Raw genomic sequence first — 18,487 nt, 5'->3', positions numbered from 1 at the left:
GTCAGATTGGGGGGTTATTGCAGGCCAAGCCTTTGGAGGCGGCGTTTCAGGGCATGGCGTGAAATACCAAGGATTTCTGCCGCGCGGCCCTTGTGCCCGTCTGCCTGATCAAGGGCATCCTGCACCAGATGGCGTTCGGTGCTTTCCATACGGTCCTGCAGCTGAGACGTGCCATCGGAAATGTCGCTATGCAGATCATCTGACGTTTCGTCGGGGGCGTGAAACTCGGCTGGCAGCAAATCGGTGCTGATTTCTTTGGAGGGATAGAGAATGGTGAGCCGCTCAATCAGGTTTTTAAGCTCGCGCACATTGCCCCGCCAGCGATGATGGCGCAGCAGATCAAGCGCGGCGTCGTCAAAGCGGATTGGATGGCACCCTTCGGCCTTGGCCTGATGATCGGCGAAATGATCGACCAGCTTGATGATGTCCTCACCACGGTGGCGCAGTGCGGGGATATCGATGGTGATGACATTCAGGCGATAAAACAGGTCCTCGCGGAAATTTCCCTGTCGGACTTCCTCGGCAAGATCACGATTGGTTGCGGCAATCACGCGGACATCGGCGGATGCGGAATGCTCGCTGCCGACCGGGCGGTAGTCGCCATTTTCAAGGAAGTGCAGAAACTTCGCCTGCAGGGCCAGTGGCAGTTCACCGATTTCATCAAGAAACAGACTGCCGCCATCGGCAAGGCGCACAAGACCGGTGCGTTTTTGATGCGCGCCCGTGTAAGAGCCCTTTTCTGCCCCGAACAATTCGGATTCAATCAGCTGTTCTGGTAGGGCGGCACAGTTGACCTCGATAAAGGCGTTTGAGGCGCGCGGGCTTTCGCCGTGAATGGCGCGTGCGACCAATGCCTTGCCGGTGCCGGATTCCCCTTGCAGCAGAATGCGGCTGGCGCTGCTTTGTGCGACGCGGTCAATCGTTGTGCGCAATTCGCGCATCGGCCCGCATTCGCCAATCAGACCATTGGTCGGCAAATTGCGCTTGCGATGGTAATCAAGCTCAAGGGCCGTGCGGCTCTGATCCAGGGTGGTGTTGATCGTGTGGATCAGCTCATCAAGCTCGAACGGTTTGCTCAGGTAATCCGCCGCACCGAGTTTGACGGCCTTGACGGCGGCGCGCGTGTCGCCATGGGCCGAAATCATGATGACAGGAACGTCGATATCAAGCTTGCGGATGCTATCAAGCACCTCCATGCCATCGGCACCGGGCAGGCGCAGATCCAGCAGGATGATGTCGAACTTGTTTTCACGTACCTGCAAAAACGCATCTTCACCGGAATGAACGCCGGTGACATCCATGCCTTCGGTGCGGAGCGCAAAGCTTAGTGATCGGACGAATGATTCCTCATCATCGACGATCAGAATCCTGATCTGGCGGGGCATTTTTCGATGTTTCCTCTTTTGAAACTCCCGATTTCGTTGCCGGGAACTTCAATGTGATTGTTGTGCCCTCTTGCGGGGCACTTTCAATATTGATTGAACCGTTATTGTACTCGACCAGTTGTTGGCTGATTGTCAGGCCTAGTCCGGTTCCTTTGCTTTTCATGGTAAAAAATGGCTGCACGACGTCAAGCAAATGCTCTTTGGGGATGCCGGCACCATCGTCGGTAACACGTATTTCGACCTGGTCATTGTGGCGTTCGGCCCTGAGACTGACCGTGCCACCGGGCTGGCAGGCCTGAATGGCGTTGATCCCGATATTGAGCAGGATCTGCAAGACCTGATCGGGATCAACAAAGATCGTCAGGCGGGAATCGCCACTGGTATAAAACCGAACCTGGGCTTCTTCGGCGACCGGGGTCAGAACGCGCGATGACTGGCGGAACAGATCACGGATTTCGGTTTCCTGCGGGCAGGCTTCGCCGGGGCGGCCATAGGCCAGAAGATCATTGACCACGCGCGACAGGCGATCAATCTGATGGCCCATATCATCAAGCAGCGTCTTGCGTTCGCCATCCGGTTCCTTGCGCACAAGGGCCTGCACGGTTGTCTTCATGGTCGCCAACGGATTACGGACCTCATGTGCGACACCGGTGGCAAACTGCCCCAAAACCGCAAGCTTTTCGGCCCGCACCGTGCGATCAATCAGGTCTTTGAGCTGCCAGGCCATGGTGTTGAACGCCTTGGCAACAGTGCTGATTTCATCGCGGCGCCGCCCTTCGGGCAAACGATAATAAAGATCGCCCGACGCAATGCTGTGTGCGCCTTGCACAAGGGTATCGACCCGTCGGCGGAGACTGCGCGACAGGGCAAAAAAGATCGCGAGGATCACGACGATGATGACGGCGGCGGTTACGGTCAGCCAGAAACGCGTTTCATCAATCGGTTGCAGGATGGTGCCCGGACGGACACTCATCACAAGGTTCCAGCCCGGCAGGATACTGGGGCCTTCGATCAGCTCACCACTGACTTCTGTCGGGCGCCCGGTGGCATCAAGAACAATACCGCCCGGCGCACGCAACAACGGATCAATCACGCCCGATACGCCCGCACTTGCCAGAAGTTCGGTCAGCGATGCCAGACGGACATGCAGGGCCACAGACGTGTTTTGGCCCAATCCGGTGTCGCGGATATGGGCGCGCATCAAAATCCAGCCGGAATTGCCGTTCTCAGGCAGTTTTGGCCCAATGAATTCGATGCCTTCATGCTCGACGCGCGGCAGACCGGAAATATCCCAACCGCTTTTCGACCAGTATGGCGGGCCCGATGCAGCCTGCCCTGCGACCAGTCGATCAAGATTGTCATACCAGTCAAAGAACAACACGCCATAAAGGTCAGGTGAATCCGCTTCGACCCGAAGCAGCGTCAGGGCTTCTTCAGCCTGCGGGGAGTTCGGCGCTTCAATGAAGGCCGGCAGGGCCGGATGATTTGACAGGGTCACCAGCTGATAGATGCGGGCATCAAGAAAGGCAGAAAGCTTGTTTGACGTGGCTGCGACCTGCGCGCTCAGCCTTTCACCCGTTAGCCGGTCAATCAGTTCATTTGAAAAACGCTGATAAATGAAGCTCAGGGCAAGAAGCGCGCACACGACAACCCCGACCGACAACAATGTATATCGGCCCACAAGGCTCAGTCGTTGGTTTCGGGACCAATGAAATCCGGTCACGAGCGTTCCCTGTTTTCAGCGTTTTTGGTTTTGTTGTTTCCTCAGTTCTCGCTGAAATCGCTCAGAACGGCAACGCAAATCTACAGCGCGGTGCAGGGGCACAGGTCAATTTTCGGCGTATTTGAGGGGTGCTCAAGGGCCGATTTCCGTCATTTCATGTCCCAAGGTGAAGGGCAAGAAACTCGACTGTGCGGGCATGGGCAACCTCGGCCGCGGCTGGCACATAAGCCGACGGGCGGGCTTCGTTGGCAAAGGCGTGGCCTGCCTCGTACATGTGCACTTCCATGCCAGGTAGGGCCTCCTTGGCGTCTTCGATCATCTCGACCGGGACGTGGCCGTCCGACAATCCGAAATGCGCCAGAAACGGCTTATGCAGCGGTTTATCAAGATATTGATCGATACGCGTGCCATAAAATGAAACGCCCGCCGCAATATCAATTGTTTGGGCACTGCGCAGCGCCAGTCCGCCGCCCCAGCAAAATCCGATCACAGCAACCTTGCCGCCCTTGGCCGCCAAGGCCTGAACGGCGGCATCAATGTCCATAAGGGTGTTTGGCAATTGGGATGCCATCATCAGGGTCCGGGCACGATCAAAATCGTTGAAGTCAACGACTGCGCCGTGTTCGGTCCGGTCGAACAGGGCAGGGATGGCAACCTCATAGCCAAGGGCGGCATATTTCCGTGCGACGCCCTTGAGCTGATCGGTGACGCCAAAGATTTCCTGCAGGATGACAATCCCGCCGCGACGTTCACCGACCGGGGCTTCAAACCAGCAATCAAGAACGTGGCCGTCACTGGCTGTAATGGTCTGCATCATGTCTTTCGTGTTCCTTTTGGGTCGAACGGATTATTGCGCTGATGATATCGAATTGCGGCGTCAGAGCAATCAGGGTGGTCAGATTGGTCAGGTTGAAACATGATTTTCCAATTGGCTTGCACGGAGTGCTCAGGATGTGACATCACTAGGGTATCACCAATAAGTTCTTCTTTTTTCGGTCTTTGCACTTATGCAAACCGTAAGAGGATCACACGACGCCACCAGGAGAAATCAGATCATGAAGCTTTTGCGTTATGGCCCCAAGGGATCAGAAAAACCGGGGCTTTGTGATGCGGGCGGGGTTATCCGTGATCTTTCGGGTGTGATTGATGATCTTGATCCGGGCACGATTTCGGATGAAACCTTTGCACGCATTGCTGCCATTGATCCGGAAAGCCTTCCGGTCGTGTCAGGTGATCCGCGCATTGGAGCCTGTGTCGGGCGTCCGGGGAAATTTATCTGTATCGGGTTGAACTATTCCGACCACGCCGCAGAGGCGGGCATGGAATTGCCGCCGGAACCGATCATTTTCTTTAAGGCGACCTCGGCTGTGTGCGGCCCGAACGACACAATCGAAATCCCGCGCGGTTCGACCAAGACCGACTGGGAGGTCGAGCTGGGCGTGGTGATTGGCAAACATGCCAAGTACGTCGATGAAGCCGATGCGCTTGACTATGTCGCAGGCTATTGCCTGAGCAATGATATCTCCGAGCGCGCCTTTCAGCTTGAACATTCCGGTCAGTGGGTAAAGGGCAAAAGTGCCGATACCTTTGGCCCGATTGGTCCGTGGCTGGTCACCCGCGACGAGGTTCCTGATCCGCAAAACCTTTCCATGTGGCTTGATGTCAATGGTAAGCGCTATCAGGATGGCAGTACGAAAACCATGGCCTATGGCGTCGCATTCGTGATCAGCTATCTGTCACGTTTCATGAGCCTGCAGCCCGGTGATATTATCTCGACCGGGACGCCGCCCGGTGTCGGCATGGGGCAAAACCCGCAGGTCTTCCTGAAGCCCGGGGACGTTATGGAATTGGGAATCGATGGTCTGGGCGCGCAGCGTCAGGATGTGATTCAGGGCTGAGCAACCCTGTTATGCGTTGACCCAAACGTTTCCGATGCACCCGCCTCACACCAATGTGATGCGGGGCGCATGCCTCTGTAAAACCAAGATTTTCTGCCGGAATGGGCATATTTGCGCCGGTGCCGCGGCAAAAATACCATCTTCGGGCTTGCGCCTTTCGCGATTTCGAACATTTTTGTCATGATAAAGTGCATTGACGTTCTTTGGTGTTGTGCGATAAATGACTGATAGTCATTATTGTTCAGCGCTTAAGCAATGTGAAATGCGTGTCCAAGGGGTATGGGGATACCGTGCGCATATTGCGCCCTTAAAGGATTGGTGATGCACATGTCTAACCTGGCGATCAAAGTGAATGAAGCCTGGCCGGATGCGGTCAAATCGATGGATGTTTCGATTGAAGGCACGTCCCCTGTTTCTCAAACTTCCAAGCAGCAAAGCGGTGCCGACAGCTTTGCGTTTGCGGACATTTATCTCCGCAGTGCACCTTGTTATTTCAAGGGGCTGATGCTGCAGGCCCGTGGCGAGGATGTCAAAGGCACCCTGCGCGAACCCGATGCAGGTTTGTTGATGTTCGAAAAAGGCGCCTGCGAGCTGAGTGCGACGTCTCTGTTTCTGACGGTCGCGATGTCAGCTGCCGACGAAAACAGTCTTGTCGAAATGCAGACCTATCTCGAAGACAAGCTGCGCACCTTGTCGCCGCAGACCAAGTTCGAGATCGAATGGCGAAATAAATGACCATTCGTCATTTTTTGATGTTTCAAAGGCCCGTTCAGGATTGAACGGGCTTTTGTTTTGTTTGCGCGGTCGAACGTTTTTGCTGGTGGCGATCAGTTTTGCGCAATCAGGATGTTGCTTAAAAACGCACTGAGTTGCCCATAGGCATCAAGCGGCAGGACATGGGAAATATACTGGTCCGGGCGGACCAGAACCATACAACCGTGGTCACGATCAATGCTGCGCAGATCAAAGATATCAGCACCCGATTTCAAATCCGGGCAATAGATCTTTTCATAATCCGTCAGGCCGTATTTGCCTTTGCGCGGCAGCAAAAGTTTTGGCATGGCTTCAATCGCAAGGCTGCGATGGGGCTGCTGGAAAATGGCCTGCACGTCAACAACACTGTCCGGGTCTTCGCCGTTGCGGTTGAACTTTGCCATTGGCGAGATGGGGGCGTTTTGCAGGAAGTCACACAGCGCGTGAATACCTGATCCCGGCTGGCCGCGGTCCTCCTTGCTGGCAAAGGCATAAAGCCGCCAGCGCCCATCGGCCTTGGCGCAATGGCCAAGATGTACCGGCTTGGCATCCGACAAGCGCACCACCGGTGCCGAGTGGAAACGCATACCAATCACAAATCCCTTTGCCAGATCCTGGTGGGTATCCGGACCGGTCAGGATTGAGGGCGTATAACGGGTGGCGGTGCCGGCGGTAAAGCGGCCCTGCTGGATGAAGTATTTCTGGAATTCCTTGGGATCGACGCCATTGCTGTCGGTTGTGCCGTCCTCATTCGGGCGGGCGCTGAACATCTTGGCGAACTTGCCGTCAAAATCGATCAGTTCCTTGGCAATCGCCTGACGTTCTTCTGAATAGCTGTGCAGGATTTCCGGCTTGATCCGGCCTTCAAGAACACCGGCCAGTTTCCAGCCAAGGTTAAAGGTATCCTGCATTGAAACATTCATGCCCTGACCGGCCTTGGGGCTATGGGTGTGGCAGGCATCACCGGCAATGAAGACGTTGGGAATACGGGTGGCAGAGGCCTCGCCATTGAGGTTGTCGAACTTCTCACACAGGCGCTGGCCGATCTCATAGACCGACCACCAGGCGATTTCCTTCACATCCAGCGTATAGGGATGAAGAATGCGCTGGGCGGCGGCAATCAGATGGTCTGATGTGATGTTGCGGCTGGCAACGCGTTCGCCTTCGGCCAGTTTGTCGAGCTCGACATACAAGCGCACCAGATAGCCACCTTCACGCGGGATAATCAGGACATTGCCCTCATTGGCGGAATGAATGGTGGCCTTCTTGCGGATGTCGGGAAAGTCCGTGACACATAGTACATCCATCACGCCCCATGCCTGATGGGCGGAATCACCACGAAGCTCGCGACCAAGCGATTTGCGCACCGCACTTCGCGCCCCGTCACAACCAACCACGTAGCGTGCCCTAACAGTTTCGCGCTGCCCGGCGTGATCGGGGTCAGTGCGCTCAAGCGTTACAGTTACCGGGTGGCTGGGGCTGCTTTTGGTGCCGGCCTTGGGATCAATCGCGACATCGATGACTTGCCGGGAATAATCGGGTTCCAGACGGTTCGGCGCATTACGCATGACATCAAGATAGAAATCATGCACGCGTGCCTGGTTAAGGATCACATGCGGGAATTCCGAAAGGCCGTCTTCGGTATCCTGAATGGTGTCGGTCCGGGCAATCTTGCTGCGATCCGCCGGATCCGGTTTCCAGAACGAAACTTCATTGACCCAATAGGCTTCTTTCAACACCCGCTCGGCAAAACCGAATGCATTGAACATCTCGATCGTGCGGCATGCAATGCCATCTGCCTGACCCAGTTCCATCGGGCCATCTTTCTGATCAACGATGCGGGTTTTGATGTTGGGGAAGGCGGCCAACTGGGCGGCAAGGGTCAGACCCGCCGGGCCGTTGCCGACAATCAGGACATCCACCTCGCTTGGCAGAGTATCTCCCTGCAGTGCATCAGTGGCTGTGTTGGCCGGTTCGATGGTCGGGTCACCAGCGCGAAAACCGTCGAGATGGAATTGCATGATTGTTCCTCCGAATTGGACAAATCTCCGAAGTTGCGAAATAACAGGCACTACGGATTGTTATATAATTTGTGTGCTAATGATAAGTATGCTTACTATTAATCGGGCTGTCAAGATAACGGCCCGATCAGGAGGTGCGTGTGAGTGAAGTTGATCAGATGCCAGGCCATCTTATCCGGCGTTTTCAACAGATTGCCGTGGCAATCTTCCACGCCGAGGTCGCCAAGACCGGGATCGACCTGACCCCGGTGCAATATGCCGCCATGGCCAAAATCGCCGAGATTGATGGCGTGGATCAGGCGACTCTGGCCGGCCTGATCGCTTATGACCGCGCCACCATCACCGGTGTCGTCGACCGTCTGGTTCAGAAAGGCTATATCGAACGCGTTGTCAGCACCCGCGACCGCCGTGCGCGCGAACTCCACCTGACTGACAAGGGCCGCGACACCTTCGCCAAAGTCAGCCCGGCCGTCCAGCAAGCACAGCAAAGCATGTTGGCGGGGCTTGATGGGGAGGAACAATCAGAGCTGTTGCGCTTGATGGCGAAAGCGATTGATGCCGGGAATGAGCAGAGCAGGGCGCCGTTGAAGTCTAACAGCTAATCAAAGTGAAGCATTTGAACCCATTATAAGGGTTGCCTGCCTTCAGTTCTCAGTGTAGCTCAAGTCTGAAGGCCCGTCCTTACTACCTTTCCTTACTGGTCAATTATCAATTCTTTTCAGTTCTTTAGCGTGCCTGTGCAGAAGATGATAGAACGCTTCTTAAAATCTTACTAAAGAACTGAATTCACTATCTTTGATGTTCTAACTTAACTAGTGTTGGCCATTCATCTGCCTCTCGAACTCGGCAAGTTCTTCTTTTTCGGCGATGCTGTGGAAAGCTTCTGACAGAGTTCGAAGGTGCTTGGCTTGCATTCTTGCAAGCTCAGCTTGCTTCATATTTGACTTAATATAGACGTTAAGTAATGAAGATGAGACAATGAAAAGTGTCCCGGCTAGCACAGAAGCCAACCCTAGGTTGCTGTTGCCGGATAGCCAGCTAAACGTAAAAGCACCTGCAGCTTCGCTACCCCCGCCAGCAAACAATGCTATGCCAACCGTGCGAAATGCGTAAACGGCCCCTTTTTCTTCAATAAGCTTGCCAATGTCCATTAGTGCTCGTCCTAGTTTGTGGTTTGAATATCAAAGACAATATTATCCCGCATTCTAGCTTCGTTTTGTGCACGGCAACAAGGGGAAATTCAACCTAAGGTTAGTTTTTGTGTGTTATGATGTCTCTTTGGAGGGAGTGCTCTACTACGAACCGACTTCGTGCGCTCCGGACAACCCGAGTAATATACTCTGCAATCGCTGCCAAACTCCGCGTGTCCTTGGTATCCGGGTGCTGGAGCATCCAGTAGTTTCTGGTGAAGCGGATTTCCGGCAGCAGGCGAACGAGGTCCGGGATGCCTTCGGTGGCGTAGTCGTGCAGGATGCCGATGCCATAGCCATTGCGGACCGCTTCCATCTGGGCCACCACGCTGCCGCATTCAAAGCGGCGCTTCATCAACTTGCCAAGACGCGCGGCGTAATCGAGCGCACGGCTGTAAATCAGATCTTCGATATGGGTGACAAACAGGCGGTCTGTCAGATCTGCCTCGGTTTCAACCGCGCCAAAGCGTTCGATATAGGATTTGCTGGCATAGACACTGAGCGTGTAGTCGGTGAGTTTGCTGATCACCAGACGTCCCTGTTTGGGGCGATCAAGTGTGATGGCGATATCGGCTTCGCGTTGTGAGAGGGAAAATGTGCGTGGCAGCGGCACCAGCTGGATGACGAGGTCCGGGTGGTTTGATGCAAAGTGAGCCAACTCACTTGCGAGAAAGTAGTTGCCCAATCCATCGGGGACGCCGACGCGGACGGTGCCACTGATGGTTTCTGTTTGGTTGGAAACAGCCGTGCCCGCCCGCAAGAAAGCAGATTCAGCGGCCTCTGCCGCCTGCATCAATTCTCGTCCGGCTGCGGTCAGGTCCGATCCGGTGGTGCGCCGTTCAATCAGTTTGGTGCCAAGTTCCTTTTCAAGGGCGGTCAGTTGGCGGCCGACGGTTGCGTGGTTGAGGCCAAGCTGATGGGCGGCGGCAAGGATCTGGCCCTGCCGGGCGACAGCAAGAAAGATACGGAAACGATCCCAATCCATGGTGGGGGTGATCCTGTGATGACTTTAATTTTTGCACATCGAATTTGCGAAAATGATAATTGATGTGCATCCCTGTGCATAGTCATAATGCGATCAAGTTATTTAGGGGAAACACCCCACTTATATTAAGATCGTCCCACTGATCATCAGGTTTATCGGGAGAAACCCAATGGCTACCCAACTTACCCATTACATCAACGGCAAACGCGTTGCCGGCACGTCCGGCCGCACGGCACCGGTTTTCAACCCGGCAACGGGTGCAGAGAGCGCGACGGTTGATCTGGCGTCCAAGGCCGAAGTCCGCGCCGCTGTTGAATCCGCGTCCGCCGTCGCCGCCGAATGGGCAGCAACCACGCCGTTGCGCCGTTCGCGTATTCTGAACAAATTCCTTGGCATCCTTGAGGACCGTTCCGAAGAACTGGCTGCCGCCATCACCGCCGAGCATGGCAAGGTGCTGTCCGATGCGCTGGGCGAAGTCACTCGCGGGATCGAGGTTGTCGAGTTTGCCACTGGCGCGCCGCAGCTTTTGAAGGGTGAGTTCACCGAAAACGTGGGCACCAAGGTTGATAGTCATTCCATCCGTCAGCCGCTCGGTATCGTTGCCGGTATCACGCCGTTCAACTTCCCGGCCATGGTGCCGATGTGGATGTTCCCGGTCGCCCTTGCGTGCGGCAACTGCTTCATCCTGAAACCGTCAGAGCGCGATCCGTCGGCATCCCTTCTGCTGGCAGAATGGCTGACCGAGGCTGGTCTGCCGGACGGCGTATTCAACGTTGTTCAGGGCGACAAGGAAGCGGTTGATGCGCTTCTGTTTGATCCGGACGTTTCGGCCATCAGCTTTGTCGGCTCCACCCCGATTGCCAAATACATCTACGAAACCGCAACAGCCCAAGGCAAACGTTGCCAGGCGCTGGGTGGTGCGAAAAACCACATGATCATCATGCCGGACGCAGATATGGATCAGGCGGTCGATGCCCTGATGGGGGCTGCTTACGGTTCCGCTGGCGAGCGTTGCATGGCGATTTCGGTTGCTGTTCCGGTCGGCAAGGAAACCGCCGATACCCTGATCGAGAAACTGGTTCCGCGCATCAATGAACTGCGCGTCGCACCGGGGACCGATCCGGCAGCTGAAATGGGCCCGCTGGTCACCGCTGCCCATCGTGACAAGGTTGTTGGCTACATCAACAAGGGTGTCGAAGAAGGTGCCAAGCTGGTCGTTGATGGCCGTGATATCAAACTGCAGGGTTATGAAGACGGCTACTTCGTCGGTGGCACCCTGTTTGATGACGTCACCCCGGATATGTCGATCTACAAGGAAGAGATCTTTGGCCCGGTTCTGTCGGTTGTGCGCACCGATGATTTCGATACCGCTGCCAACCTTGTTGATGACCATGAATATGGCAACGGGACTGCGATCTTTACCCGCGATGGCGACACCGCACGTGAATTTGCTGCGCGTACCCAGACCGGTATGGTCGGTATCAACGTGCCGATCCCGGTCCCGATGGCGTTCCATTCGTTCGGTGGCTGGAAAGCATCGCTGTTTGGCGATCATCACATGCATGGTCCGGAAGGCGTTCGCTTCTATACCAAGCTTAAAACCATCACCTCGCGCTGGCCGACCGGCATTCGCAAGGGTGCTGAATTCGTCATGCCGACGATGAAATAAGCAGTCCTCGGACAGCACAAACAAAAGGCGCGTCGGGAAACGGACGCGCCTTTTGTTGTTTTCTGTCGGGTGCCGGGCCTATTCGGGCTATTGATCAGATGTGCCGGGTTTGACCGGATCAATGGCCTCCATGATCTTGCCGGGGATAAAGACTCGGAAAGTTGCCCCACGCCCCGGCGGGCTTTCGGCCCATATCTTGCCCTGGCAGTGTTCGACAACATGCTTGGCAATCGCAAGACCAAGCCCCGATCCCGAAGGTTTTGGTTTGTCATCGGCGTATTTGCCGCCGCGCGAAAACTTGTCAAAGATGATCTCAAGTTCGTCGGGCGCGACGCCTTTGCCGTTATCGGTGATCGATACCAGATAGCCGCCATCCATGGCTTCCCCGCGCACCGAAACCTCGGGATGGTCGGGATCAGAGAACTTGGCCGCATTGGACAACAGGTTGATAAAGACCTGTGTCAGGCGATCCCGGTCCACATGCAGAAGTGCCGAATTTCGCGAATATTCCTTGGTCAGGACAACACCCTTGGCATCGAACATGCCTTTGACGGCCTCGATGCTTTCATCAAGCACCGTGCGCGGGTCAACCTCGACCGCCCGCCAGTCGGAATGCCCAGCCTCAAGACGGGCAAGGTCAAGATGGTCATCAATCAGGCGCGTAAGGCGTTCGCTTTCGCGCACAATGATTTCAAGGAAATGGTCCGTCTGTTTGTGGTCAAGGTTCGGGGAATCGACCAGAATTTCCGAAAACGACCGGATCGAGGTCAGTGGCGTTCTGAATTCATGGCTGACCATGGTCAGGAATTCATCCTTGAGCCGGTCGAGTTCTTTAAGCCGTTCATTGGCCGCACGCAGTTCGGCGGCAGCTTTTTCAAGCTCGCGCGATTTGGTTTCAAGGCGTTGGGAATATTCAATGACGTGTGAGGTTTCTTCCAAAATCTCAAGCACTTCATCAAGGCTGACCATTTCGCCCTTTGCGACCGAGGATACCATCACGCGCGCCGATGCCGCCCCGATGGAGCCCGCCAGAAGCCGTTCGGTAAAGGCGATCATGTCAGCATCGGCTTCCCCCTTGCCGCGCCAGGAAGGATCAATGCTTCGGTCAAACTGACGGAAGGATTGATAGGCGCGATCACGCCCCAAAAACCGTTCCACCAGTTCATAAAGATCATTGGCCGAGGCCGATGACCGCCAGATCACCGTATCCTGACCTTTACGCGAAAAGGCATCGACAAACAGGGTCGCCTGAATGCGTTCCAGCGCGCTTGGTTCGGTAAACAGGCTGATCAGGACATAGGCCGCCGTATTCAGCGAAATCGACCATATCAGCGCATGGGTCAGCGGGGCAAAATCGTTCAACCCAAACAGGCTTTCAGGCCGCAACCACGGATGACCAAACGCGCCATTGAGAATAAGCGATGGATCCATCCAGCCACTATCAGCAAGCGACGGCAGCAAAAGCGTATAGCCCCAAACAGCAAAGCCGATAGTAAGTGCGACCTGCGCACCGGTGCGCGTGCCGCCCTTCCAGTAAAGTCCGCCAATCATGATCGGGATGAACTGCGCAATTGCGGCAAAGGAAATCAGCCCGATTTCTGCCAGCGCATCGCTTGCCCCGGCGGAGCGGTAATAGGCAAAGCCCATAAATACGACAACGACGATGGAAGCCCGCCGGATAAAGATCAGAAGCCCGGTCAGATCATCGCGTTCGGTCAGACGGAGCGGGCGAATGCGCAAAAGGGCGGGCACGATCAGGTCGTTACAAACCATGGTCGACAGCGCAATGGTCGCGACAATCACCATGCTGGTACTGGCCGACAAACCGCCGACATAGGCCAGAAGGGCCAGCAACGACTGACCTTCAAACAGCGGCACGGAAATCACAAAGAAGTCCGGGTCCGACCAGACGGGAAGCGCACCGAGCCCGGCCAGCGCAATCGGCAGAACAAACAGGTTCATCGCCAGCAAATAAAGCGGAAAAGCCCAGCTTGCGGTGGCGAGATGACGTTCATCAACGTTTTCAACAATGATGACCTGAAACTGACGCGGCAGGCACAAAATGGCCGCCATGGATAACATCATCAGGGTCAGCCAGCGCGAGCTGCCACCTTCGGGCAGCACCAGAAGTTTTGCCGTATCGGCGTTTTCGGCCGATTGTGCAAACAGATCGCCAAGCCCGTCATACATGACAAAGGACACGAAGAACCCGACAGCCAGAAGGGCAAACAGCTTGACCAGACTTTCAAAAGCGATGGCAGCAACCATGCCTTCGTGATGTTCATCAGCATCAATGAAGCGCGTGCCAAACAGAATGCCAAAAAGCGTCAGGCCAACGGCGGCCCAAAAGCCACTGTCGGAAAAGATGCTGACCGTTTCGCGGACCGGTTCGATCATGCCGAATTCCCAGCCAGTCAGCACGGTGTAACTGGTGGCAATCGCTTTCAGCTGAAGCGCGATATAGGGCGTGGTGCCGATCACCGCGATCAGGGTGACAAGGACGGAAAGCTGTGTGCTTTTGCCATAGCGCGACGATATAAAGTCGGCGATCGAGGTGATGCGATGGGCCTTGGAAATGCGCAGCATCTTGCGCAGCAAAAACCACCAGCCCAGAAAGATCACGGTCGGACCCAGATAGATCGTCAGGTATTCAAGTCCGTTGCGCGCCGCGGTGCCAACTGCACCATAAAACGTCCAGGACGTGCAATATACAGCAATCGACAGGGTATAGACCGTCGGATTACGCACCCAGGAATGGCCATCGCGTGCACGCTTGTCGCCCCACCATGCAATTGCATACAGCAGGCCGACATAGATCAGCGAGACAAGGATAACCAGTTCCGAGGAAAGCATGGGCTATTTCCTCTCGGTCTGGGCAGCGTGGCGCAGCGCGCGTGTCAGAATGGCGCAAAGCGCAATCAGAATTGCCCATCCGGCAAAGAAATAGACAAACAGGATCGGCAGGCCAAGGATCGTGCCATCAAGCGAAAACATCCCCACAATCGGCGGCAGCCAGATGAACAGGGCCACCAGCATCAGGACAAGGGCGCGTTCGGTAAGTCTGCGTGGCGGTGTGATGGGGGCCTCCTGCCAGTTGATGCGGAACGCAAACCGCGTTTCAGTTTTCTGCGCGTTCCAGCAGGGCTTTGACCCGGGATACGACGTCACGTGTCGAGAATGGCTTGGTGACAAAATCATCCACGCCAAGCTCAAGCCCCTTGCGCCGGTCCACCTCGCGGGTTTTGGCCGTCAGCATCATGATCGGAATTTGTCGGGTATTGGGGTCATTGCGCGCTGCGCGCACGACTTCAAACCCGTCGCAAACGGGCATCATTACATCAAGCAAAACCATATCCGGGATGTCGCGCGCAATCATGGAAATTGCGGTCCGGCCATCTGTGGCGACGCTAACATCATAGCCTTCCTTTTCCATCAGAAAGCTGAGTGATTCGACAATGGTTTCCTCGTCTTCGGCAATCAAGACCTTTGGTCTCTCATTCAAGGACGTTCTCCCGATTTTTCGGATTGTTATATTCCCAATCCTAGCGGCTTATGGTCTGAATGATAATGCTACTTTGGGGTGGTATACATAAGGCTTCACTTTAACAGGCAACTGCCAGCTATTTCGCGGTTGTTTTAGGCGTGCCATCAGCCATTTCATAGGCGCGTTGGGCGCAGTCTTCGCGCGGGCACTGGCGGCATGCAATCCCGACCGGAACGGCGGATTCCGGGCGATCCAGCGACAGTCGGTCGCCATAGACAACGTCATTTGAAAACGCCGTGTCGCAACCGATCATCACCGAATGCACTGAACGCGGCACGCCATATCCCCCGGCACCGGATCTAAGCGCGCGCGCGACAAACAGATATTCGCTGTTGTCCGGCAGGCGGACAAACTGCGGAATGACGCGTTCGGGCGCGGTATAGGCTTCGTGCACGACCCAGCGCGGGCAGGCCCCGCCATAGCGTGGCAATTGCAGGCCGGATGCCGAAAAGCGTTTGGAAATGTTTCCGGCAATGTCGGTACGCACCAGATGGAATGGAATGCCTTCGGCGCCCGGACGGCGGAGTGTCGTCAGGCGGTGGCAGATTTGTTCCCAGCTTGCCGCATAGCGTTGCTGCAACAATTCGATGTCATGGCGCATGCTGCGCGCATCATCCAGAAACAGGTCATAGGGAAACAGCAAGGCCGCAGCAGCATATGAAATCAGGGCCTCGGATGCGCGAACCTGTCCGGCCGTGCTGCCGATTTGGGCGCGCTCAATGATTTCATTGATCGGATCGGCCGCTTCGAGCCGACAGATGGTGCGGGCAGCCTGAAAACGTGCTGAGGTGATCGGAAGGGCGCGCGAAATGCGCAATGTATTGTTTTTGGCATCCCACTGGTGGCCGCCTGTCAGGAATTCCTCGGATGGCAGGCGTTCGATCCGTGTCTTGTGACTGTTTTCGAGATAATTGATCAGATCTGTCAGATAAAGCCCGCCGTCCGGATCAATGATCGGACGCATCTTGTTGGCGTGTTCTTCCAGGGTCGGGAAGTGGTTGGCATTGTCATAAAGCAGATCGTCGACTTCCTCGGCCGGGCTGGCGGCCGGGCGACCGGCTTCCCCGCGTTCAAGAAAGTTGAAAATCTCGGTCGCGGATTCTGCAAGGCGCTGGGACTCGCGCACCAAGGTCGCGTTAAACCGGGCGCGTTGATCCGGTGCAAGGTCGTCATAGTCATCAAAAATCTCGGCCACGGTGCGGATCGAGGTGATTCGCGTCAGGATCGAATGGCTGGCTTCGGTCAGGAACGGGTCGTGGCTGAGCCGCTCGGACAGGGCATCTATATCATCAAGGCCACTGCGATAGGCCCGGTAAAGGGACAGGAACGCGGTGATCATGCCCGGGGCTGCGGCGATCATGGCCGGGAACTCGCGGCTTTCAACCGGGGTTGTGCGAAACACCGGGTCCGAGGCGGCCTCGGCCAGATCGGACAGCAATCGGCTTTCCTCGGATCCTGATAATGTGTGCGGCTGAATTTCAAGCGCCTCGGCGATCCGCATCAGCAATCCGCCGCCAATGGAGCGGCGGTTATGTTCGATCAGATTAAGGTAGGAAGCCGAGATGCCAGCAGCCTTTGCCAAGGCATTCTGGGTCATTCCGATGTCTTTTCGCCGACCGCGAATGCGGTGTCCGATGGGGGCCTGTCGCGCCATACTAAAGTCTTACCTGTTGACAAGATTTACAAATTTTCACAACGGTCACATATATATTTACAAAAAAACTGTTTTATATCAACTAGGTGTTGATTCATTTTCAATTGCTCCTCATTGTTTTGTCAGGTCGTTAAAAAAAAAGAACCAGAAAACAGACCTCAGATTTCTCTGAAACAGATCCCAAGACATTGGGGAGGAAAACCATGTCGGAGACTAAGCTTATCGGAAATGTATCTCGTCGTACGATCCTTAAGGGTTCCGCGGCAACCACTGGTGCAGCCCTCATCGGCGGCACTTTCCCGATGCATTTCATCAAGAACGCGCATGCCCAGACCTTCCGTGGCGATCCGGGTAGCGCTGCCAGCGTCAAACTCGGTTTCAACGTGCCGCAGACCGGCCCGTATGCCGATGAGGGTGCTGACGAATTGCGTGCCTACCAGCTTGCGGTCAAGCACATCAACGGCGAAGGCGACGGTGGTATGCTCAATACCATCAAGCCGCTTGAGCTCAAGGGTAACGGCATCCTCGGCAAGAAGGTCGAGTTCGTGACCGGTGATACCCAGACCAAGTCCGATGCTGCGCGTGCTTCTGCAAAGCGTATGATTGAAAAAGACAATGTGGCAATGGTCACCGGTGGTTCGTCCTCTGGTGTGGCAATTGCCGTGCAGGGTCTTTGCCAGGAAATGGGCGTCATCTTCATGGCGGGTCTGACCCACTCGAACGACACCACAGGTAAAGACAAAAAGCGTTATGGCTTCCGCCACTTCTTCAACGCTTACATGTCCGGCCAGGCGATCGCGCCGGTTCTGCTTGATGAGTATGGCAACGAGCGCCGCGCTTACCACCTGACGGCTGATTACACCTGGGGCTGGACCCAGGAAGAATCGATCAAGGCCGCGACCGAGAATATCGGTTGGGAAACTGTGAACACCGTTCGTACCCCGGTTGGTGCTGGTGACTTCTCGCAGTACATCACCCCGGTTCTGAACTCTGGCGCAGATGTCCTGATCCTGAACCACTATGGTAAGGACATGGTCAACTCCCTGACCCAGGCTGTTCAGTTCGGTCTGCGTGACAAGCAGGTGAATGGCAAGAACTTCGAAATCGTTGTTCCGCTGTATTCCCGCCTGATGGCACAGGGTGCTGGCGAAGCTGCAAAAGGTATCCTTGGTACCACCAACTGGCACTGGTCGCTGACGGATGCCGGTTCGCAGGCCTTCGTGAAATCGTTCGGTCAGGAATACGGCTTCCCGCCGTCCCAGGCTGCACACACCTGCTACGTCCAGACGCTGCTTTATGCAAACGCCTGCGAAATGGCCGGTACCTTCGCACCTTGGGAAGTCATCAAACAGCTCGAAGGCTTCGAGTTCGATGGCGCGGGCAACGGCCCGACCCTGTATCGTGCAGAAGATCACCAGTGCTTCAAAGACGTTCTGGTTGTGCGTGGTAAAGAAAACCCGCAGTCCAACTTCGACCTTCTCGAAGTCGTCAAGAACGTTCCGCGTGCACAGGTCGAATATCCGGCCGATATGTTCGGCGGAGAACTGGGTCCGTATCAGGTCTGATACACCCAACATTGATGCAAGCAGGGCCGGCCATCTCCCAATGGCCGGCCCGTTTGCCCTCTGGCCTCGGCCTATACGACTTTTGACTAAGTCCCCTTAC

General features: G+C 55.6%; 15 protein-coding genes. 5 read left to right on the top strand and 10 right to left on the bottom strand.

Translation table 11 applies throughout. The features are described 5' to 3' along the window. Positions 1 to 14: 14 nt before the first annotated feature. The 3 genes from HED22_RS12505 to HED22_RS12495 all read right to left on the bottom strand — a co-directional run bounded on the left by HED22_RS12505 (position 15) and on the right by HED22_RS12495 (position 3,925). Positions 15 to 1,385 carry a sigma-54 dependent transcriptional regulator gene (locus HED22_RS12505; protein ID WP_167722682.1) on the bottom strand — a complete coding sequence of 457 codons (1,371 nt, stop codon included), beginning with the start codon at positions 1,383 to 1,385 and terminating at the stop codon, positions 15 to 17. Further along, entirely contained in the window at positions 1,351 to 3,030 is a 1,680-nt protein-coding gene (locus tag HED22_RS12500) for a PAS domain-containing sensor histidine kinase (RefSeq protein WP_368484499.1), read from the bottom strand. Before HED22_RS12500 ends, HED22_RS12505 begins: the two co-directional genes overlap by 35 nt. A gap of 232 nt (positions 3,031 to 3,262) precedes the next feature. Then, positions 3,263 to 3,925, bottom strand: a complete 663-nt coding sequence (locus HED22_RS12495) for a dienelactone hydrolase family protein (protein ID WP_167722678.1) — start codon at positions 3,923 to 3,925, stop codon at positions 3,263 to 3,265. A gap of 238 nt (positions 3,926 to 4,163) precedes the next feature. Between HED22_RS12495 and HED22_RS12490 the strand changes: the two genes are divergently transcribed. Both HED22_RS12490 and HED22_RS12485 read left to right on the top strand, forming a co-directional pair. Next, a complete protein-coding gene (locus HED22_RS12490) occupies positions 4,164 to 5,006 on the top strand; it encodes a fumarylacetoacetate hydrolase family protein (protein ID WP_167722676.1) in 843 nt (280 codons plus the stop codon). A 321-nt stretch (positions 5,007 to 5,327) separates the two neighbouring features. Continuing rightward, entirely contained in the window at positions 5,328 to 5,741 is a 414-nt protein-coding gene (locus tag HED22_RS12485; RefSeq protein WP_167722674.1) for a DUF2218 domain-containing protein, read from the top strand. 92 nt (positions 5,742 to 5,833) lie between these two features. On the opposite strand, the gene HED22_RS12480 is transcribed toward HED22_RS12485, so the two are convergent. After that, positions 5,834 to 7,780, bottom strand: a complete 1,947-nt coding sequence (locus tag HED22_RS12480) for an FAD-binding monooxygenase (protein ID WP_167722672.1) — start codon at positions 7,778 to 7,780, stop codon at positions 5,834 to 5,836. 140 nt (positions 7,781 to 7,920) lie between these two features. Here HED22_RS12480 and HED22_RS12475 point away from each other — a divergent pair, with 140 nt between their 5' ends. Next, positions 7,921 to 8,382 (top strand): MarR family transcriptional regulator, encoded by a 462-nt coding sequence (locus HED22_RS12475; RefSeq protein WP_167722670.1) that lies wholly within the window; start codon positions 7,921 to 7,923, stop codon positions 8,380 to 8,382. Between the two features lie 210 nt (positions 8,383 to 8,592). On the opposite strand, the gene HED22_RS12470 is transcribed toward HED22_RS12475, so the two are convergent. Together HED22_RS12470 and HED22_RS12465 are read right to left on the bottom strand one after the other, a co-directional pair. Further along, on the bottom strand, positions 8,593 to 8,931 hold the full coding sequence (locus tag HED22_RS12470; protein WP_167722668.1) for a hypothetical protein: 339 nt from the start codon (positions 8,929 to 8,931) through the stop codon (positions 8,593 to 8,595). 100 nt (positions 8,932 to 9,031) lie between these two features. Next, entirely contained in the window at positions 9,032 to 9,955 is a 924-nt protein-coding gene (locus HED22_RS12465; RefSeq protein WP_167722666.1) for a LysR family transcriptional regulator, read from the bottom strand. Positions 9,956 to 10,124: 169 nt separating this feature from the next. Between HED22_RS12465 and HED22_RS12460 the strand changes: the two genes are divergently transcribed. Next, a complete protein-coding gene (locus HED22_RS12460; RefSeq protein WP_167722664.1) occupies positions 10,125 to 11,624 on the top strand; it encodes a CoA-acylating methylmalonate-semialdehyde dehydrogenase in 1,500 nt (499 codons plus the stop codon). Positions 11,625 to 11,711: 87 nt separating this feature from the next. On the opposite strand, the gene HED22_RS12455 is transcribed toward HED22_RS12460, so the two are convergent. The 4 genes from HED22_RS12455 to HED22_RS12440 form a co-directional block, all read right to left on the bottom strand. Next, on the bottom strand, positions 11,712 to 14,477 hold the full coding sequence (locus HED22_RS12455) for a sensor histidine kinase (RefSeq protein WP_167722662.1): 2,766 nt from the start codon (positions 14,475 to 14,477) through the stop codon (positions 11,712 to 11,714). A gap of 3 nt (positions 14,478 to 14,480) precedes the next feature. Continuing rightward, positions 14,481 to 14,792, bottom strand: a complete 312-nt coding sequence (locus HED22_RS12450) for a hypothetical protein (protein WP_167722660.1) — start codon at positions 14,790 to 14,792, stop codon at positions 14,481 to 14,483. Continuing rightward, positions 14,743 to 15,126: a response regulator transcription factor gene (locus tag HED22_RS12445; protein ID WP_167722658.1), complete on the bottom strand. Its 384-nt coding sequence runs from the start codon at positions 15,124 to 15,126 to the stop codon at positions 14,743 to 14,745. The genes HED22_RS12450 and HED22_RS12445 overlap by 50 nt, the downstream gene beginning before the upstream one ends. A gap of 118 nt (positions 15,127 to 15,244) precedes the next feature. After that, positions 15,245 to 16,822: a helix-turn-helix domain-containing protein gene (locus HED22_RS12440; protein ID WP_167722656.1), complete on the bottom strand. Its 1,578-nt coding sequence runs from the start codon at positions 16,820 to 16,822 to the stop codon at positions 15,245 to 15,247. Positions 16,823 to 17,025: 203 nt separating this feature from the next. On the opposite strand from HED22_RS12440, the gene HED22_RS12435 reads away from it, so the two are divergent. Continuing rightward, positions 17,026 to 18,387 carry an ABC transporter substrate-binding protein gene (locus HED22_RS12435; protein ID WP_167722654.1) on the top strand — a complete coding sequence of 454 codons (1,362 nt, stop codon included), beginning with the start codon at positions 17,026 to 17,028 and terminating at the stop codon, positions 18,385 to 18,387. Positions 18,388 to 18,487: the final 100 nt, after the last annotated feature.

It is taken from the genome of Thalassospira sp. HF15 (assembly GCF_011806525.1).
Classification (GTDB): Bacteria; Pseudomonadota; Alphaproteobacteria; order Rhodospirillales; family Thalassospiraceae; genus Thalassospira.
This window is presented reverse-complemented; position numbering and strand designations above follow the sequence as displayed.